This is a genomic window from Gluconobacter wancherniae NBRC 103581, assembly GCF_007988885.1.
Classification (GTDB): domain Bacteria; phylum Pseudomonadota; class Alphaproteobacteria; order Acetobacterales; family Acetobacteraceae; genus Gluconobacter; species Gluconobacter wancherniae.
Genome location: NZ_BJUZ01000001.1, coordinates 1 through 16,319, shown reverse-complemented (window position 1 = coordinate 16,319; position 16,319 = coordinate 1). Strand labels below are relative to the sequence as shown.

Below are 16,319 nucleotides of genomic sequence, written 5' to 3'. Positions count from 1 at the left end.
ATGATTTTGGCCCGTTCAGCACACAATACACGCTTCTGGCAGATCGCCCTTACAGGCGTCTTGCAGGGGTCTTTTCTGTTCCTGAGCATTGCCAGTGTCGGGCTGACCACACAAAGTGCAGTCGCGCAAGCACAGCCCGCGCGGCATGGTGGTTCCATGACGCTGTCTGTCGGAGGAGCTCAATTGATCCAGCTTCCCCGCGCGGCAGGCAATGTCATGATCGCCGATCCTACGATTATGGACGTGCAGTACACCGATAATAACGGCCTGTTCATATTCGGTAAGAAACCCGGCCATACGACACTCATCGTGCTGGATCAGAGCGGCCAGAAAATGATTTCCGGCGACGTGACGGTAATGTTCAATATGGATGCGATGCGCGCCATGATCGCCAAAGAAGGTGGCCGGAATGTTCAGCTCCAGATGTCGCCTGACGGTGTTGTCCTGTCCGGATCTGTTGCGGATGCCAAAGCGGCCGCACATCTAGAGGCTCTTGCCCGACAATATGGCGGGAGCGGCGCCAAACTGATCAATCGTCTAACGATAGGCGAGCCGGTTCAGGTCAATCTTGTGGTCCGGGTTGCGGAAGTGCAGCGGCAGCTTTCGCAGGATCTGGGCTTTAACTGGACAACGGTTTTCAACGGTGTGGGCTCTTTCGCAATCGGGGCCGCAACGGGTGGCCTAAGCGGCGTCCCCAGCGCCATCAAAACACTGTCGAGCGCAAGCAATGCACTGTCGGGGAGCTATACGAACGGAGCCTCTTCCGTCACGGGCACACTCGACGCCATGGCGACGGAGGGGCTTGCGACCATGCTAGCGGAACCCAACCTCACTACCATGTCCGGTGAGACAGCAAAGTTCCTGTCCGGCGGTCAGTTCCCAGTTCCGATCCCGCAAGGTCTGGGCACTGTCGGGATCACCTACAAAAATTATGGTGTCAGCGTCGATTTCACGCCAACGGTTCTGTCTGACGGGACCATCAGCATGCATGTCGCACCGGAAGTCAGCTCCGTTTCCACCGAAGCCTCGGACGGTGCGTATTCCATTTCAGGTAGTAGCGTCGTTCCCGCCATCCGCACCAACCGGGCCGATACCACCATCCAGCTTGCCTCGGGTCAGAGTTTCGCCATTGGCGGTCTAATTTCGAACGATGCGAGCAATACTATTTCCAAAGTGCCTGGGTTAGGGGATATTCCCGTGCTTGGATCGCTGTTTCGCTCCGCCTCATTCCAGCGCAACGAGAGCGAACTGCTGATTGTCGTCACGGCCTATATCGTTCATCCATCCGACCGTGTCCCGGCGCTGCCAACTGATTATATCCGCCCGACATCGGCAATCGAAGCACTGTTACTCCGCCGCTCGGCCGCCGCCGCAACAGATGCGCCCGATACCACACGTATGCCCCATCTTCAGGGTGCGGCCGGGTTCCTTTACGAATGAGACACACGCTTTTCGCCCTTCTTGCACTGTCGCTGGCCGGATGCACATTCAACGGCACCCGTTCGTCCGGCTCACCGCCGCCGCTTCTCCTTGGCATCAACCAGCATCGCATTCCTCTCGATGCCGCCAACGCAGACAGTGCTCTCGATACCGCGCTCACCAGACTTGGCGATCCGCGTGCCGTCCATGCCACGATCAGCAGCGCGGACCCGCAGATTACAGCTCTAGTGACCCACGCACTGGTCCATGCCGGGGTGGAACCGGCACGGATCCGCGTCGTCCATGACGCTTCGGACACGCTCGTCCTCAGGACGTATGTCGTTGCCCAACCCGATTGTCGTCGGGCCGTCCGGCCGTCCTGGACCGGAGATACATCCGAAAGTCTGTATCCGCTCGGACAGTGTCTTCAGGCCTCCGCCTTGTCTGCGGAAATCGCCAATCCGGGAGATCTGCTGGAGCCTGCACATCTGCAACCGGCCAATGGTGCGCGGTTTGGCCGTGTTGTGGAATTATGGGAAGCGGGAATGGATCGTAATTCACAGAACAAAACGTCTGCGACGTCAGCCTTCCCGTCGGCTATGAGCGGGGGCAGCACAGGTGGCAACAGTTCCACGCCGACGACGGGAAGCGACAGCCCGGCAGCGTCTTCAGACGCCACAACAAAGAACGATGCGTCTCAGTTTCCCGCTGCGGATGAGGCAGCATCCACGCCCTGAGCTGCGTGCAGGAGCGTATAAAATCGCATGTTTTGCTGGATCTGTTCGCTGCTAAGGGCGGCAGAGCGCGCAGATTGCCGCGCGTCCGACAATTTGCCTTCAAGAGCGTAAACAATCGCCAGATTTCCATCGATCGTGGAAAGTGAAGCCGCTGATGCACCGCGCTCGACAGCCTGTGTCCTCAGGGCCAGAAGCTCAGTGCGCGCCTGCTGCGGCTGCCCTCCGAGGGCTTCCGAAAGGGCGAGATCATTGGCGGCGGCGATATTGGCAGGGTCGATCCGCAACGCATCGCAATAACTTTGGCGCGCACCCTGCGCATCCCCGGAAATTTCATAGGAAATTCCCAACGCCACTCGCAAAGGAGCAGAATTGGGATTCTGCTGGATCACGGGGAGGAGAACCCCGATCGCCTCCTGTGACCGCTGTGCAGTATTGAGGAGCGGAGCAAGCAGCAGCGCAAGACGCACACGCTCGGCAGACGTCGCGTTGGCCTCAGCGCCATGAATGGCTTCTATCGCCTCGTTCGTCCGCCCCTGATGCATAAGCGCTTCGGCGTATGGTCCAACATAATTCGGCTGTCCGGGACGCAGCGCAACAGCGCGGCCATAAAAGGCTGCGGCGGTCGACCACTCTCCGTGCGCGCGGGCACTATCCCCGACTTTCATCATGCTATCCGGGTTGCGTGCCGCCTGCTGCTCCCGCGCGACATCCTGCGCGTTATGGGAAGCGTTTGAGACACAACCGGCAAGAGGAACCGCCAGTGTGAAAGCAAAGAACGAAGCACGTGACGGAAAAGAAACCCGCATGGAAAAACTTTCGTAGCGAAGCGCAGAACAGATCTGGAAGGCGCAACCTGCCAAACCTATCAGACGCTAACGATTTCAGGACATATCCTGAAATATGGATTTTTTTTGACAGGCGGAAAGCATCGGGATTTTCATCATATTATTATGGTTCCATGAAAGCGGAACAGCGCTTTGCAAATATCAAAACCAGATCAGGATAAAGACAGACTGCTCTCTTACAGAATGAAAGCACGCCGATTTGCCCCTCTGTCCCGGCCTTTCAGCATTTCGGTGATGAGCGCAACATTGATTTATGGAGAGCCAGAGATGACCGCTAGAATCGGATCCAGCGATATTGAGCTACATACGCCCGTAACCCACGCTGGCGGTAGCACCTCCACCCCGCAAAACGAAATTACGGGCTTTAACGATACCCTTCACAACACGGCACCGAGACCCACCAGCTCCGTTTATTCGCAGAATTCAGAAATACTACATCCCGCATCGGTAGCATCTGAACATGCGCCTGCTGCGCACACCACTCATACTGAAACCGAGGCGGCTACCGAAGAACCGACAGCAAAGCCTGCCAAGTCCAAAAGCGACCAGGCAAAAGATTTTGGCGATAAATTCGATAAGATCCTGAAGCCTCTTACCGTCACGCTAGGATCTACCGCACAGATTGCCAGCCTGATTTCTTTCGGCCAGGCTCAGGAGGCCAAAAACAAGGACTCTTCCAGCAATTCCAGCACAACCAGCGACGCTTCGGGAAACGATACCTCAGGCGCGACCGGACAAGTGCCGGATATGGCTCCCATTCCTTCGCAGCAGACTTCCTGAGACCTGCGCGCAATTCTCTTCCCGGCCACCATTTTTGACCGGGAAGAGTTTTCATATCCGTTCGTCAAAAATGTCCCGATCTATTTCGAGACTTCCTGAACGGCACTTCCCCGGAAAATCCTGACTGTCCGATGACCTGCGCCCGGTCCACTGAGGGACTGGATCGTCTGGTTAATGCGATCACGCAGATCGGGTGGCCCGAAGACACTAACGGAACGCCCGTGATCATCGGTATGAACCGAATAATGGGGCTCAAGCATTTTCTTCGCGTCCACAACCCGCATCAGTGCCGCATACGACACGCCGCCAAGCGGAAAAAACTGTGTGGTCGTCGCAGATGATGGTGTGACGTGCAACGTATTGCCATCATAATACCAGTCCAGCCTGTATTCGGCGGACAGCGCATTCAGGAATGCCAGCGGCGTCTCTGCGGTAAAGCCGGATCGCACACTTCCCTGAATGGACGGGTCCACGACAACGCGCAGGTTCACATCTTCACAGAACTGGATCAGGACGTCGGGCAAAGTCTGATGAATGACCGTATAACGTCCCTGGTCAGGGAGCGGGAGCGGCTCGGCCCGGACCCTAGCCAGCACCCCGGAGCCCAGCACCGCAGAGGCCAGCAGAACGCCGGAAAGAAATCGCCGGTGTAGCATCGCCACCTTTTCTGAACTGCAAGTGGAGTTCTGCTTCATCTGTTCTTCTATAGACCGCGCGCAGGGGCCCGACAATTCTTACCGGACGCCTGAAGACGTTTTTGGACAGTCAGCCTGAAGGTCAGGTTCAGATCAGCTTACGTCCCTAGGGTTGATTGCGATAGGTCCGGGCCTGTTACAGGAAATCGTTCGGGGTCGCAGGTATGACAGGCATTACGGGATTGGATGCGACAACGCTGACCCAGCGTTCCCTCACTGACCAAACAAACAGCCTGACAGCAGGAGCGCCTGCGCCCGGTGACGACCAGGTTGCTTTCCTGCAAAGCACACCCGCCCGTCAGACATACCAAACGCAGTCTATCTCAACGACAGACACACTGGGAGACCAGATCCTGTCCGGACTAGGGCGGATCAGCAGTGCGTTCTCGACGCTCAATACGCTGGCACCCACTGTCATTCCGACAACAGGGCCGGAACATCTGGCTCTTTCTCAAAGTAGCGTCGGAACGCCGGGTCTTTCCGGTGCAGCCAGTGCCATTTCCTCTGGCAAAACGGATGAGAAAACGGCTCCCCTGAACAGTCTGTTCGAGAAAGTCGAGCAGGAAGGGATTGCGATGTACAACGAGGCCCTGACGCGACAAATGGCGTTCACCAATTCTGAATTCGAAACCCACATTATCACCGTGTCATCACAGAACATGACTTCCACACTGAAAAGCCTCCTCACTCAGGGGGGGTGAGACAATGTTCCGCATCCGGCGTCTGTTTCTCACCCTTCCCACCCTGCTCCTTCTCCTCTCCCTCACCGCGTGCCAGACCGTGCTCTACACCGAGCTTTCCGAACGCGATGCGATGGAGATGATTGCCATCCTTTTGCAGCATGGAATTTCTGCTACCCGTCTGATTGCCAAAGACGGTAGTTCCACCGTGGAAGTGCCGGAACGGCACGTGGCGGATGCTGTCTCCATCCTGCGCAGTAGTCATTATCCCCGCAACGGATATGACAGCATGGACAAGATCTTCCAGCAGCAGGGCATGATCAGCACCCCCACGGCCGAGCGCGCCAAGCTGTATTACGGCATCAGTCAGGAGCTTGGCCACACGCTCAATGACATTGATGGCGTGATTGATGCGCGCGTCCACATCGCGCCCGCCGCGAGCGATCCGGTGACGGGTGTGGACAAACCGGCCACGGCATCAGTTGTCATTCGATATGACTCCGGAACAACAGTGTCAGGACTGCTCCCCAAGATCAAGTTAATGGTCGCCAATGCAGTTCAGGATCTGGCCTATGACCGGGTGTCCGTCATTCTGCTGCCGGTCGCGGTTCCTCATCTTGCGCCAGTTCAGACGGAATGGATGAGTCCGCTCGGCTGGACCGGATGGTTTTTCGCCTTCGCCTTCCCTGCCGGATATGGTGCCAACCTCCTATGGCGGCGCTTTCGCAGGAAACCGATTCAGAAGACCACGGAACTGGCCATCGTGCCGCGTGAGGCCGCGTGACGACACCACACGGCATGAACGCATCTTTTAGGTCAGATTACAGTCAGATGCTGGCAAGTATTCATCCGTCCCATCTGCAACTGCACCTACCGATGCTGCAACGTGACACAGTCCAGAAACTCCAAACCTGTTCAAGGCTGTCAGAACGTCTGATTGAATTGCTGGATTATGAGGGACTGCCACCGGCCCACGCTCCACAAAGCCCGCTGGAAGCCCTGGCGTTGCAGCCTGAACACGCCTTGCAGAACGCAGGACGACGTATGGGGGCTGTCGTTCACTGGCGCAGTCTGGCGAAACAGGTGGACCGTCAGGCGACTACGGTCCTTGACGCCGCATTTGGAGAAGGGGTGCGGCTGTTTGGTATCCGCAACGGGGCTCACTGGGCGCAGGCTGGTCTGTCCATCCCGCCCTCAATAACATCGACCGAACCCGACATGGACCTTGCCACCCTTGCCAGAGCCGTCACGGACTGCGGCTGGTCCTGCCTGATCCGCTGGCGCGACAGTCTGACCGGAGATTACGGACGCCTCGCCACGCTGAAGCTGCCTGCAAGAACCCTTCTGCCCGCAGCATCCAGCACATACGATCCGATCATCCTGAAGGTCGCGGAAGGAATTGCCGCGCATGTCTGAACGGATGTTTTCACGGATGCGTCCCTCCACGACGATCTTACGCCCCGAGGAGATGAGCGCCTGGTGCGACGCATCCCAAGCCTATGACACCGCCATTCGAAACGCCACGATGCTGCTTTCCGCTACGCGGAACGCCTATGATGCGGAATGTCGGCGTGGCTATCAGAGCGGCCATGACCAAGCTTCCGCAGAAATGGCGCGTCGTCTTATCGTGACCGATGAAGCAGTCGCAAAAGTGCTTCGGGATCTGGAAACGAGCCTTCCGGCCATTGTGACGGATGTCGTGACGGATCTTTTCGGGCGACTTGATATCGGCAAAGCCCTTCCCGCCGCCATCAGGCATACGCTGGGAAAAATCCGGCATGGCACACTCGCCACGCTGCGGGTGGCGTCCGACTGCGCCGATATCCTGCGCCCGGTCGTGGAAGAGTTAACGGCCCGTAATCCCGGACTACGTCTTGAGATCGACCCGATGCTGGCGCCAGGCAGGTGTGTGCTGGAAAGTGAACTGGGCGTGGCAGAACTGGGCGTAGATGCCCAGCTTGCCGTGCTTCGGGAGCGTCTAACGGCGCAATGGATACAGCATGACTGACATCCCGCTCACGCCACTCTCTCATGCTCCGGACAACACCGCTTCTGCGGATGGCATCATAGATACCGCGCGTCCGACTGTGTCTCTCGCCAGTGCGCTGGAGGCGGATTTCGTTCGGCTCCACGCATTGCAACGGACGGACGAGAAACGGCAGGCACAGGAAGTGGCCCCGGAAGAAATGGAACAGACTGTTTCACCTTCCGATCCTGAAACACCCGATGCCCAGGCCGGCCAGTCCGGTGCGTCTCTTATCGGACAGTATCCGGCTTCGGAAAACGCAGACCTGACGGACGCCCCCCGTCTGCCCGATGAGACTGAGGCGGGTAAACTGCAGGCCAAGCAGGCGCAGGTGAGCCGTGATCCGTCACAGACTGCCGATCATGTCATCGCGCGCATGAAGACCCTCCTGCCCATGTTGCGCTCACGGGCGGCGGGAATCGACACACATCCGATGCAGGGGCGCGTCGTCAGCGCTACTGGAACCATCATCCGCGCCATTCTGCCGAATGTGGCCGTGGGCGATCTGTGCCGGCTGCAGAACCACGATCGCGACTGGTCTTTGGATGCAGAAGTGGTGGGGCTGGACGGAAACGAAGTGCTCATGACGCCGATGGGCAGTCTCGAAGGTGTTTCGGTCGATACGGAAGTCGTCACGACTGGGGGACGACGTAACTTTCCGGTCGGCGAGCGGCTTCTGGGCCGTGTTCTCGATGCGCTCGGCACGCCCATTGATGGTCTGGGGCCGTTGGAGGCAGGGCCATCACGCTTCGTCCAGGCCGCACCGCCCCCCGCGATGGAACGTCAGCCGATCGCCCGGCCGCTGCCTGTCGGTCTTCGCGCTCTGGACGGGTTGCTGACCTGTGGCGAGGGCCAGCGGCTCGGGGTGTATGGCGAGGCCGGAGCGGGAAAATCCACGCTGATGTCCGCCATCGTCAAAGGTAGTTCCGCCGATGTCGCGGTCGTGGCACTTGTGGGCGAACGTGGCCGCGAAGTGCGCGAATTCGTCGAGCATAATCTGGGAGCGAACGGGCTAAAAAATGCTGTCCTGATCGTCGCCACCTCCGACCGGCCCGCCGCCGAGCGCGTCGTCTGCGCGCAGGCCGCCACGACAGTTGCAGAATATTTCCGCGACCAGGGGCTGAAGGTCCTGCTGTTCGTGGACAATGTCACGCGTTATGCCCGGGCCCTGCGCGAGATCGGGCTAGCTGCTGGGGAACCGCCCACGCGGCGCGGTTTCCCCCCATCGGTTTTCGCGGCCTTGCCCCAACTCATGGAGCGCGCGGGCATGGGCGTAAGGGGATCGATCACGGCGTTTTATACCGTGCTGGTCGAAGACGGGATGGATGATCCGATTGCCGAAGAAACACGCGGCATTCTGGACGGCCATGTCATTCTGTCGCGCGCGCTGGCGGCGGCAGGGCATTATCCGGCGATTGACGTCCTGACCAGCCGGTCGCGCGTGATGTCTCTCGTGACCGATCCCCGTCATCAGGCGGCGGCCACGAAAATCCGGAGCCTGTGGGCGAAATATCAGGAGATCGCATTTCTGTTGCAGGTCGGCGAATACAAGCCGGGCGGTGACGCACTTGCGGACGAGGCGATTGCCAAAATCGGCACGCTGCGGGGTTTCCTGCGTCAGGGCAACGACGAACGGACATCCTTTGCGGAGATACTGGAATGGCTCAACCGTCTTTGCGCCTGAGCCCACAGGCAGCGGAACAGCTTATGACGCTGCGCCAGCGCCGTGCGGCAGAGGCGCGTCAGCTTCTGTCGGCGGCAACATTGCAGGTCGATCAGCGCCTAGCGCTCCTCAACCACGCCAGCCAAATCCTGTCCGACCATCAAACACACCAGCTTCAGGTTCAGACGAAGATTGCCGCACGCGCACAGAATGCACCGGTCAGCGCCGTGCTCATGCGGCGGGATCATGAGCATATCGAAGAACTCGCCCGTCACGAAAAACGCCTAGAAGACGGTATCACCCAAGCCGAACGGGACGTCGAAAAATCCCGGCAGCTCGCCGCTGTAACACGTCGCCTCCTGATGCAATACGAACAGCGCGAAAAACAGGCGCGCGACCTGTTGGAGCGCGTTCTGACCGAACACCGCACAGCACAGGAACAGCGCGAGGAACAGGACATCGCGGAACTTGCCATGATGCGTCAGAGCAGCGGGCGGCTCACACGTCAACGCAGCACGACATCGCGGTTCAGTCTTCCATGACACTGTCTCTGCCGCGCGCGATACATCGCCTCACGCCGAGGCCTCTGGGCTATGACGCTTTAGCGGCAGGTCTGCTCGGACGGCACGACTTTGCGTTGTCCGTAGGCGAAGAGCGACTTTCAGTACGCTTTACGCCGCCGATCCTCCCATCCGCGCAATGGAGTGCGATCTGTTTTCGGATCGGTGACAGGGAGGGGCAATGCCTTCTCCCTCACGATATCCTTCAGAGGCTGGTTTCGCTGGCGGAGCCGAAGCCTCGTGCCCCGATGGAAGCGCCGGCAGCCCTGCTGCTGCTTGAAATGTTGCTGGATCAGGGTCTGACCGCACTGGAAGCTACGACAGGCGCGCCAATCCGGTTTACGCGGGTCGAACCTGCACAGCAGACCATGCCCCACATGCCCGCGCTTGGTGAGATCGGGTTTGAGGCCCGTTTTGGAAATTCGGACAGTTTCTGCGGCCTCGTGCGCCTCCCTCCGGCATTGATGCCTGTGCTTCACCGTCTGGTCCCGCCACTTATGCGCCACTTTCCCGATCCGCCGGTGATGCTATCGCTGAGAGTTGGCAGCGTTCTGGTCTCGCCCTCAGAACTTATGGCGCTCGCCCCCGGTTTCGGACTGGTCCTCGGGGCGGCGGCACAGGTCCGACATGTCATCGTTGCGGGCGAGGTGCTGGGCGCAGCGGCCCGGCATGATGGCAGCAGAATTGTCTTTGAAGGCGGGTTTGTGCCTCTCGCCCGGATTTGGCCAGCAGATTGGAACAGCATGACTGAAACACCCCCCTCCTCCGCCGCGACCAGCCCGCACCCGGCCACGACAGTCGAGGCCGAAGCGTCCGCCATCGAGCACCTTCAGATCCCCCTGACTTTTGAATTGGCGCGGATGTCGGTCTCGCTGGCCGAACTGAGGACGATCGGAGAAGGACATGTGATTGATATCGGCGCGCTAACCGAGCGTTCCGTGTCGATCATGGCCAATGGTCGCCGCATTGGCGAAGGTGAACTCGTAGATCTTGGGCCCTCCGCCGCCATCCGGGTAACGCGGATCATCACCGCATGATCGGCTCGAGCAATCTCGTCACGGCCCTTGTCCTGACCCTTGGGTTCGGCGTCCTGATCCTGGCGGTCATCACCACCACGTCGTTCGTGAAAATCTCGGTCGTCCTGTTCCTGCTGCGCACCGCCCTCGGCATCCAGCAGTCTCCGCCGAATATCGTACTCTATGCAATCTCGCTGATCCTCACGCTCTTCATTTCCGCGCCTCTCGGCCACGACATTTACAAGGCGGCCATCGAAAGCGACCAGAAATACGAGACGCTGACGGATTATGTGGATGCCTATGAACGCGTGCAGGCCCCAGTCGCCCAACATCTGCTCCGCTTTACACAGGCTCCCGAGCGCAATTTCTTCATGAACGCCACCCAGCGCCTGTGGCCCGAGGATATGCGCGACAGCCTGACGCCGGAATCCCTCCCGATCCTCCTCCCCTCCTTTCTGACGGGAGAGCTCAAACGCGCGTTTGAAATCGGCTTCCTGATCTATCTGCCATTTATCACCATTGACCTTGTCGTCACCACGATCCTGATCGCGATGGGCCTCTCTCAAGTGCAGCCCAACACAATTTCGGTTCCACTCAAGCTGCTGCTGTTCGTTCTGGCCAGCGGCTGGACACGCCTGCTGCACGGGCTGGTGATGAGCTATGCATAAACCAGCCTGGCGCGCACATCTGCGGGAAAAAACCATCTGTGGATGATGCGGCCCTTACGCAGGAACTCTCTGCCGCGCTTTTCCTGTTCGCTTCGATCGCGGGGCCACCGCTGGCAATTGCGCTGGTGGTCGGACTTATGATCGGGCTTCTACAGGCCGTAACGCAGCTTCAGGACCAGACGATGCCACTGACCTTCAAGGTCGTCGCCGTCTGCGCGACGCTGCTGCTCATGGCCTCGACACTCTTTCCGCCACTGCTGGCCTTTACAGAACACGTCCTGACCGATTTCCCGGCCATGACGCGCTTCTGAGCCGTGCCTACCACTGACGCCCTTGTTGTCCTGCAACAGATGATGCCCTGGCTGAGTTCCATCGCGCTGGCGATGAGCCGCCCGGCAGGGGCGGCCATCGTACTGCCGGTCTTTACACGCATGCAGCTTGGCGGCCCTGTCACGGGGGCTATTGCCTTCGCGCTCGCTATTCCCGCAACTCCCATGATCCATGCCGGACTGCTCATCGAACCACGCACCCTGATAGCGCTCGGTATGATTGGGGCCAAGGAAATGGTGATCGGCGTCATCATTGGTTTGCTCATCGGTCTGCCAATCTGGGGCGTGCAATGCGCGGGCGAACTGCTCGACACCCAGCGTAGCGCAACGCAGGGTCAAGCCGAAGATCCGGGGAGCGGAAATCAGGAATCCACAAGCGCCGGTTTTTTTGCCCTTGCCGTCACGACGCTGTTTGTCCTGTCCGGGGGGCTCAATCTTCTGGCCGATACGCTGCTGTCGTCAGAAACGCTCTGGCCTCCGCTCGCTCTGACGCTGGCACCGCAGCCGGGGTTCGGTATGGTTCTGCTGGGCCTGCTTGACCGGCTGGAAACCGTAAGCCTTTCAATCGGCGCTCCCGTCATGCTGGCGATGCTGCTGTGTGAGGCAAGTGTCATTCTGCTGATGCGCGCCATCCCGAAACTGCACCTCTATGATCTCGCCCCGAACCTGCGCAATCTGGTCTTCGTCCTGATGATGTTCGGCTACTGCGCCTGGCTCGTGTCGTACATGAAGCATGATCTTGTCGCCTCGCGAAATGTCCTTGGCATCATGCACCAGTTGCTGAAGCCATGAGCGGAAGCAGTAGCGAGGAAAAATCCCTCCCGGCGTCTGCCAAAAAGCTCGCTGATGAACGTCGCAAAGGCCATATCGCCAAGGCTCCGGATCTTCAGTCGGGGGGAGTGACTATCATGCTGATCGGCTGGCTTCTCCTGCGGCGAAACGCAATTGCCGTTCATCTGCAAACGATGATGGATGCGGTCGGAAACGCTCTGACGATGGATTTCAGATCTGGGATCGCAAGCGTGGATCAAACCCTTAGAACCATTTGCATCGAAGACGCCTTAACCCCTCTCGCTCTGGCCGTTTTCACGGGCATTATCGTCAGGCTTCTGACCAATGGCGGGTTTGTTTTCGCACTCGATCCCCTGATGCCGAAATTCGAGAAGATCAATCCGGTTTCGGGGTTTGCAAACCTTTTCAAACCCCGGACTTTCGTGGATCTGGGTATGTCACTGGTGAAGGTCCTGTTTTTCGGCGGAGCACTGGCACTCATTATTCATAGCGCGATTGGCGGCCTCGTCCGTGTGCCTGAAGCTGGTATTACTGCACTGCCCCGCATTCTCTTCATGCTCCTTATGCCGATCCTAGGTGCAGCCTGTGTTTTCTACATGGTTGCCGGTGTGATCGACCTGCTGATCCAGCGGCAGATGTTTCTCAAGGAAATGCGGATGACGCCCACCGAGGCCAAAAACGAACAGAAGGAAAGCCAGGGCAATCCGTTAATTAAACGGCAACAGCGCCGTCTTCAGAGCCAGGCACGTCGTAATACGGCGCCACTTGGCCCGAAGCAGGCAAGCGTTATGATTTGTGGAGACGCGGTTGTCATCGGTCTGCGCTATAAACCGCCACAAACTCCGCTTCCACGCATTGTCTGCCGAGCGCATGGAGAACAGGCCGAGATCTATCGCACGATCGCTCAGGAGGGCCGTATTCCTGTCGTCTGGGATTATGAACTTGCGCGAAATCTTGCGGATAAATTCAAACCAGGCACAACGATCACGCCTGAATTCTTCCAACCCGTCGCGCGTATTCTTCAGAATCTTCCGTCGTGACGCTGTCTGGACGCAAATCAGGCTGACGTCAGCTTCCCGTCGTAAACAGATTCCGCAGAAAAACGCGGCGAGGACGACATGAGCACTTCAATTACGCCCGACACACAGAGCCTAATGCAAGAACTAATAACTGCAATGCAGTCTGGAAGTCTGTCTTCCGGGACTGGAAGCACGAATGGCGCAGGTCAGAGCGACGGTACCCAGAACACGCAGGAAGAAGCCAAACTTGCAGAAGTCTTTCAGGAACTCATGGCCCTGCTGAAGCAAGGAAACCAGGAAGGTTCAGCAAGCCCCGGCTCCGATACAGCAAGCCCAGCCATATCCCCGGCTACTGGATCTTCCGCCTCCGCAACACCCGTCACAGGATCTACGTCGCCCGCAACTTCGGCCTCGAGCAACACATCCAGCCCTGCTGCGACAACCTCTGGCGCGTCTAGTGTCAGTGCGGGAGACGGCCCCAATACCACCACCATCACCAATACCAGCAATCACGATGAGAAAATTGGCCAGTTTCTCAACGGCGGGTCCACGACCCAACCTACAGCTGAGATCGACCTCAAACCCGGCCAGACCGGCACACTGAAATACGAGAATGGACAGGGCGGCTATGACGCCGAAGCAGACTCGTCCGGCAATTTCCAGTCCACCGCCAGCCGTCTGGAATTCTATGCTGATGCCAAGGGCGTTAACAACGACGATGTCAGCTACATCGACGGGCGTAACGCTTCCATCAAGGTTTCTGACGGCAACGGCAAAACCGCAGGCGATAGCCAGAGCATTGCCGCCGACGCCCCCTCCAACGCCATCACGAAAGATGCAGGTGGCCGCGCGACCGTGACCGGATGGTATGACGGTTCAACACAGGGCATGAAAGATGGCGGCGCCTATATGGAGTCAAAGCTGGGCACTGGCAACGCCTATATCCATCCGGATGATGATCGCAACGCGACTGGCTCCAATCCGATGACCATGGCACAGGATCCAAGCCAGCATTACACGGCTGACTTCGGAGACGCCTGATCCGACATCAGATAAAAGAACCATGAAGCGGGATAATAGCGTCCCGGTTCATGGCTTCTACTTAGAAAACGTCAAACAGAAACGCCACCAAAGCGGCGCAACAAAGTCCTTCTCAGGCTTCGCCTGCATTTTCGTGCTGTTGCACAATCGGGTCACCCTGCCCCATGCTGTAAAGATTATATCCATAATCCGCTGTATCCAGGGCAGTCAAAAGCCCGTTGCCTGCTTTTCCGGCAGCACTCTTGAGAATGTCCCCAGTCGAGGAAGCCCCCTTCTCCGCACCTTCCGTAACACCTTCGGCCGTACGGGCAGCAGCTTCCGCCCCATCAACTTCCGGCGCGATCTCGGGGACAAAGAGCATCGCGGCATCACTGGCGACACCTTCAAACATTCCACCAAGATCTTTCAGACCCTGACTTTTGTTGCCCTTGGCAAACTGATCGATCATTCCAACACCGTCTGTCAGCGGAGAGACCATAGAAGACAAGAAGTTACCAACTCCCGTCTCAAACTTGTCCCATCCTTTTGCAGCCTTCGTGCTGCCGCGATCAATCGTGCCTTCACCGAACTCAGCCTCGAAAGCCGCTGCGTCCTTCTTGGAAACCTTACCTGCCCCCATCTGCCCGATCTGGCTTCCAAGTGCCGCAGCATCCGCATCGGAGAATGCACCGCCAGAGTCAGCCACTTCCTCGCCGGCAACTTCCAAATCCTGCGCCATGGCGTTGCCATTCTTCTTGCTGGCATCGGTCGAAAACTGCTGGGCTAGAGAAGGATCTGTCTGTTCGAGATCAGACATGGCCTGCTGTGTTGCACTCAACAAAGCACCACTTCCTGCCTGAAGAACCGTTTCCTTGCCCGGTCCGTCGGAAGTCGTGGATTTAATACCCTTCACGATCTGGGCAATCGGGGACGTATCTTCGAGGAATTTGAGAATAGCATGACCGGCACGAGTCTGGCCGCCCTTGATATAGCTTCCCCCCAGAACCTCTTTCGCCTCGACCCGCTCCTTCTTGTTGATCCGTCCGCCGCCATTGTTGTTTGCAAGTGACTGAGCACCGGAAATCGCTGCAATCGCCTGACTCTTAGTCAGATCGCCATTCTTGTAAGCTTGGAGTTCATCCTCAACGAGGCTGTTACCGTTTCCAGATTCCCCAGCGGTCATGATCTTTGAAAACAAAGCCGGATCGCTCTGCTGGAGCGTATTCATCCCCTGTTCGAGATTTTCGTTATACGCTGCGTTCTTATTAGCCTTTTTTCCCGTCTTGGTACTTTCGGTGCCAGCCTGCTCCAACGCACTACCAGAAAGCTGAGTAGCAGTGTCCGTGCTTCCCAACGCAATGGTTCCAATCGCCATGTTTGCACTCCATCAAGACAGAGAAAATCATTCTCTTCACACAGTAAAGGCGCATCCTGACGTTAACCTGTCTGTACAAAATCCACATGATAATACCTTTCTTGTGAGGTAAAGCATGCGAGATAGATGATTAGATTATTACGCGTGGACCTTAATTCTCACAGACACGGATGTCGCTCCTGCGTTAAGAAAAGCTTCAAGAGACCCTCTGATTTTTGATATTCCTCTATGATTTCAATGATCCGAATTCGGACTAATCGGCCTGATCAACGAACAGAATATCTAACCAACGAGCGCTTTTTTTGCACGGACTTCTGAAGCCAGGATATGTTGACAAAAGATCTAATCCAGAACCTTGCGACGGTGAGGTTGAGGAAGCTTATGAATGACAAAGCGGTTTTATCGTAGCGGGTTGCGATGCGGCGCATCGTAACGCTCCAGTCAGTGTTTCATGAAGTGCTACGGCCTTTACGTGAGGGAATAATCGACAGGCTCGCTTGCATCACACAATCTAGCGAACACTGTTACAGTCATAGTCCCGGTCGGCAAGCATGGTTTTAAGGTTCTGAACAAGCACCATCGTCAGGGCATCTTTGGCTCTGTAGTCCGAGACCTTTCCTCCGGTAAGGACAAAGCCGAAAGGACGCCCCCTGATTGTCACATCGGGCATGGATTTTACTCGTAAAGCTGCCGCA

General features: G+C 57.7%; 18 protein-coding genes and 1 pseudogene. 15 read left to right on the top strand and 4 right to left on the bottom strand.

Annotation, left to right across the window (positions count from 1 at the left end):
* Together GWA01_RS00090 and GWA01_RS00085 are read left to right on the top strand one after the other, a co-directional pair.
* The gene (locus GWA01_RS00090; RefSeq protein WP_146792847.1) at positions 1 to 1,440 is read left to right on the top strand and encodes a type II and III secretion system protein family protein; all 1,440 of its coding nucleotides are present in this window, start codon (positions 1 to 3) and stop codon (positions 1,438 to 1,440) included.
* Positions 1,437 to 2,156 carry a hypothetical protein gene (locus GWA01_RS00085; RefSeq protein ID WP_146792845.1) on the top strand — a complete coding sequence of 240 codons (720 nt, stop codon included), beginning with the start codon at positions 1,437 to 1,439 and terminating at the stop codon, positions 2,154 to 2,156. Before GWA01_RS00090 ends, GWA01_RS00085 begins: the two co-directional genes overlap by 4 nt.
* Here the strand turns inward: GWA01_RS00085 and GWA01_RS00080 are convergent.
* A complete protein-coding gene (locus GWA01_RS00080; protein ID WP_146792843.1) occupies positions 2,117 to 2,962 on the bottom strand; it encodes a tetratricopeptide repeat protein in 846 nt (281 codons plus the stop codon). The two genes, GWA01_RS00085 and GWA01_RS00080, sit on opposite strands and share 40 nt — an antisense overlap.
* Positions 2,963 to 3,268: 306 nt before the next feature.
* Between GWA01_RS00080 and GWA01_RS00075 the strand changes: the two genes are divergently transcribed.
* A complete protein-coding gene (locus tag GWA01_RS00075) occupies positions 3,269 to 3,781 on the top strand; it encodes a hypothetical protein (RefSeq protein ID WP_146792841.1) in 513 nt (170 codons plus the stop codon).
* 80 nt (positions 3,782 to 3,861) lie between these two features.
* Here GWA01_RS00075 and GWA01_RS00070 read toward each other — a convergent pair whose 3' ends face one another.
* On the bottom strand, positions 3,862 to 4,476 hold the full coding sequence (locus GWA01_RS00070; RefSeq protein ID WP_146792839.1) for a hypothetical protein: 615 nt from the start codon (positions 4,474 to 4,476) through the stop codon (positions 3,862 to 3,864).
* Between the two features lie 164 nt (positions 4,477 to 4,640).
* On the opposite strand from GWA01_RS00070, the gene GWA01_RS00065 reads away from it, so the two are divergent.
* The 12 genes from GWA01_RS00065 (at position 4,641) to GWA01_RS00010 (ending at position 14,270) form a co-directional block, all read left to right on the top strand.
* Complete coding sequence (locus GWA01_RS00065; RefSeq protein WP_146792837.1) at positions 4,641 to 5,177, top strand: hypothetical protein; 537 nt, start codon at positions 4,641 to 4,643, stop codon at positions 5,175 to 5,177.
* 4 nt (positions 5,178 to 5,181) lie between these two features.
* Complete coding sequence (gene sctJ / locus GWA01_RS00060; protein ID WP_146792835.1) at positions 5,182 to 5,940, top strand: type III secretion system inner membrane ring lipoprotein SctJ; 759 nt, start codon at positions 5,182 to 5,184, stop codon at positions 5,938 to 5,940.
* Complete coding sequence (locus GWA01_RS00055; protein WP_146792833.1) at positions 5,937 to 6,572, top strand: hypothetical protein; 636 nt, start codon at positions 5,937 to 5,939, stop codon at positions 6,570 to 6,572. Before sctJ ends, GWA01_RS00055 begins: the two co-directional genes overlap by 4 nt.
* Positions 6,565 to 7,164 carry a type III secretion system stator protein SctL gene (gene sctL / locus GWA01_RS00050; protein ID WP_146792831.1) on the top strand — a complete coding sequence of 200 codons (600 nt, stop codon included), beginning with the start codon at positions 6,565 to 6,567 and terminating at the stop codon, positions 7,162 to 7,164. The genes GWA01_RS00055 and sctL overlap by 8 nt, the downstream gene beginning before the upstream one ends.
* Positions 7,157 to 8,866: a FliI/YscN family ATPase gene (locus tag GWA01_RS00045; RefSeq protein WP_228118236.1), complete on the top strand. Its 1,710-nt coding sequence runs from the start codon at positions 7,157 to 7,159 to the stop codon at positions 8,864 to 8,866. Before sctL ends, GWA01_RS00045 begins: the two co-directional genes overlap by 8 nt.
* A complete protein-coding gene (locus tag GWA01_RS00040; protein WP_146792829.1) occupies positions 8,842 to 9,387 on the top strand; it encodes a hypothetical protein in 546 nt (181 codons plus the stop codon). The genes GWA01_RS00045 and GWA01_RS00040 overlap by 25 nt, the downstream gene beginning before the upstream one ends.
* A complete protein-coding gene (locus tag GWA01_RS00035; RefSeq protein WP_146792827.1) occupies positions 9,384 to 10,442 on the top strand; it encodes a FliM/FliN family flagellar motor switch protein in 1,059 nt (352 codons plus the stop codon). The genes GWA01_RS00040 and GWA01_RS00035 overlap by 4 nt, the downstream gene beginning before the upstream one ends.
* On the top strand, positions 10,439 to 11,089 hold the full coding sequence (sctR, locus tag GWA01_RS00030; RefSeq protein ID WP_146792825.1) for a type III secretion system export apparatus subunit SctR: 651 nt from the start codon (positions 10,439 to 10,441) through the stop codon (positions 11,087 to 11,089). Before GWA01_RS00035 ends, sctR begins: the two co-directional genes overlap by 4 nt.
* Positions 11,090 to 11,127: 38 nt before the next feature.
* Entirely contained in the window at positions 11,128 to 11,400 is a 273-nt protein-coding gene (locus GWA01_RS00025) for an EscS/YscS/HrcS family type III secretion system export apparatus protein (RefSeq protein ID WP_146792823.1), read from the top strand.
* A gap of 3 nt (positions 11,401 to 11,403) precedes the next feature.
* The gene (sctT, locus tag GWA01_RS00020; protein ID WP_146792821.1) at positions 11,404 to 12,210 is read left to right on the top strand and encodes a type III secretion system export apparatus subunit SctT; all 807 of its coding nucleotides are present in this window, start codon (positions 11,404 to 11,406) and stop codon (positions 12,208 to 12,210) included.
* A complete protein-coding gene (locus GWA01_RS00015) occupies positions 12,207 to 13,250 on the top strand; it encodes an EscU/YscU/HrcU family type III secretion system export apparatus switch protein (protein ID WP_146792819.1) in 1,044 nt (347 codons plus the stop codon). The genes sctT and GWA01_RS00015 overlap by 4 nt, the downstream gene beginning before the upstream one ends.
* 78 nt (positions 13,251 to 13,328) lie before the next feature.
* Positions 13,329 to 14,270, top strand: coding sequence for a hypothetical protein (locus GWA01_RS00010; protein ID WP_146792817.1), 942 nt, complete (start codon positions 13,329 to 13,331; stop codon positions 14,268 to 14,270).
* Positions 14,271 to 14,382: 112 nt separating this feature from the next.
* On the opposite strand, the gene GWA01_RS00005 is transcribed toward GWA01_RS00010, so the two are convergent.
* Positions 14,383 to 15,624: a hypothetical protein gene (locus GWA01_RS00005; RefSeq protein WP_146792815.1), complete on the bottom strand. Its 1,242-nt coding sequence runs from the start codon at positions 15,622 to 15,624 to the stop codon at positions 14,383 to 14,385.
* A gap of 511 nt (positions 15,625 to 16,135) precedes the next feature.
* Positions 16,136 to 16,319 (bottom strand): annotated as a pseudogene (locus GWA01_RS12935) (hypothetical protein); the annotation flags it as partial.

Coding starts and splice junctions, on each gene's coding strand:
- GWA01_RS00085 (WP_146792845.1), top strand. CDS start 1,437: ATGAGACACACGCTTTTCGCCCTTCTTGCACTGTCGCTGGCCGGATGC.
- GWA01_RS00005 (WP_146792815.1), bottom strand. CDS start 15,624: ATGGCGATTGGAACCATTGCGTTGGGAAGCACGGACACTGCTACTCAG.
- GWA01_RS00070 (WP_146792839.1), bottom strand. CDS start 4,476: ATGAAGCAGAACTCCACTTGCAGTTCAGAAAAGGTGGCGATGCTACAC.
- GWA01_RS00075 (WP_146792841.1), top strand. CDS start 3,269: ATGACCGCTAGAATCGGATCCAGCGATATTGAGCTACATACGCCCGTA.
- sctJ (WP_146792835.1), top strand. CDS start 5,182: ATGTTCCGCATCCGGCGTCTGTTTCTCACCCTTCCCACCCTGCTCCTT.
- sctR (WP_146792825.1), top strand. CDS start 10,439: ATGATCGGCTCGAGCAATCTCGTCACGGCCCTTGTCCTGACCCTTGGG.
- GWA01_RS00015 (WP_146792819.1), top strand. CDS start 12,207: ATGAGCGGAAGCAGTAGCGAGGAAAAATCCCTCCCGGCGTCTGCCAAA.
- sctL (WP_146792831.1), top strand. CDS start 6,565: ATGTCTGAACGGATGTTTTCACGGATGCGTCCCTCCACGACGATCTTA.
- GWA01_RS00045 (WP_228118236.1), top strand. CDS start 7,157: ATGACTGACATCCCGCTCACGCCACTCTCTCATGCTCCGGACAACACC.
- GWA01_RS00080 (WP_146792843.1), bottom strand. CDS start 2,962: ATGCGGGTTTCTTTTCCGTCACGTGCTTCGTTCTTTGCTTTCACACTG.
- GWA01_RS00010 (WP_146792817.1), top strand. CDS start 13,329: ATGAGCACTTCAATTACGCCCGACACACAGAGCCTAATGCAAGAACTA.
- GWA01_RS00090 (WP_146792847.1), top strand. CDS start 1: ATGATTTTGGCCCGTTCAGCACACAATACACGCTTCTGGCAGATCGCC.
- GWA01_RS00035 (WP_146792827.1), top strand. CDS start 9,384: ATGACACTGTCTCTGCCGCGCGCGATACATCGCCTCACGCCGAGGCCT.
- GWA01_RS00040 (WP_146792829.1), top strand. CDS start 8,842: ATGGCTCAACCGTCTTTGCGCCTGAGCCCACAGGCAGCGGAACAGCTT.
- GWA01_RS00065 (WP_146792837.1), top strand. CDS start 4,641: ATGACAGGCATTACGGGATTGGATGCGACAACGCTGACCCAGCGTTCC.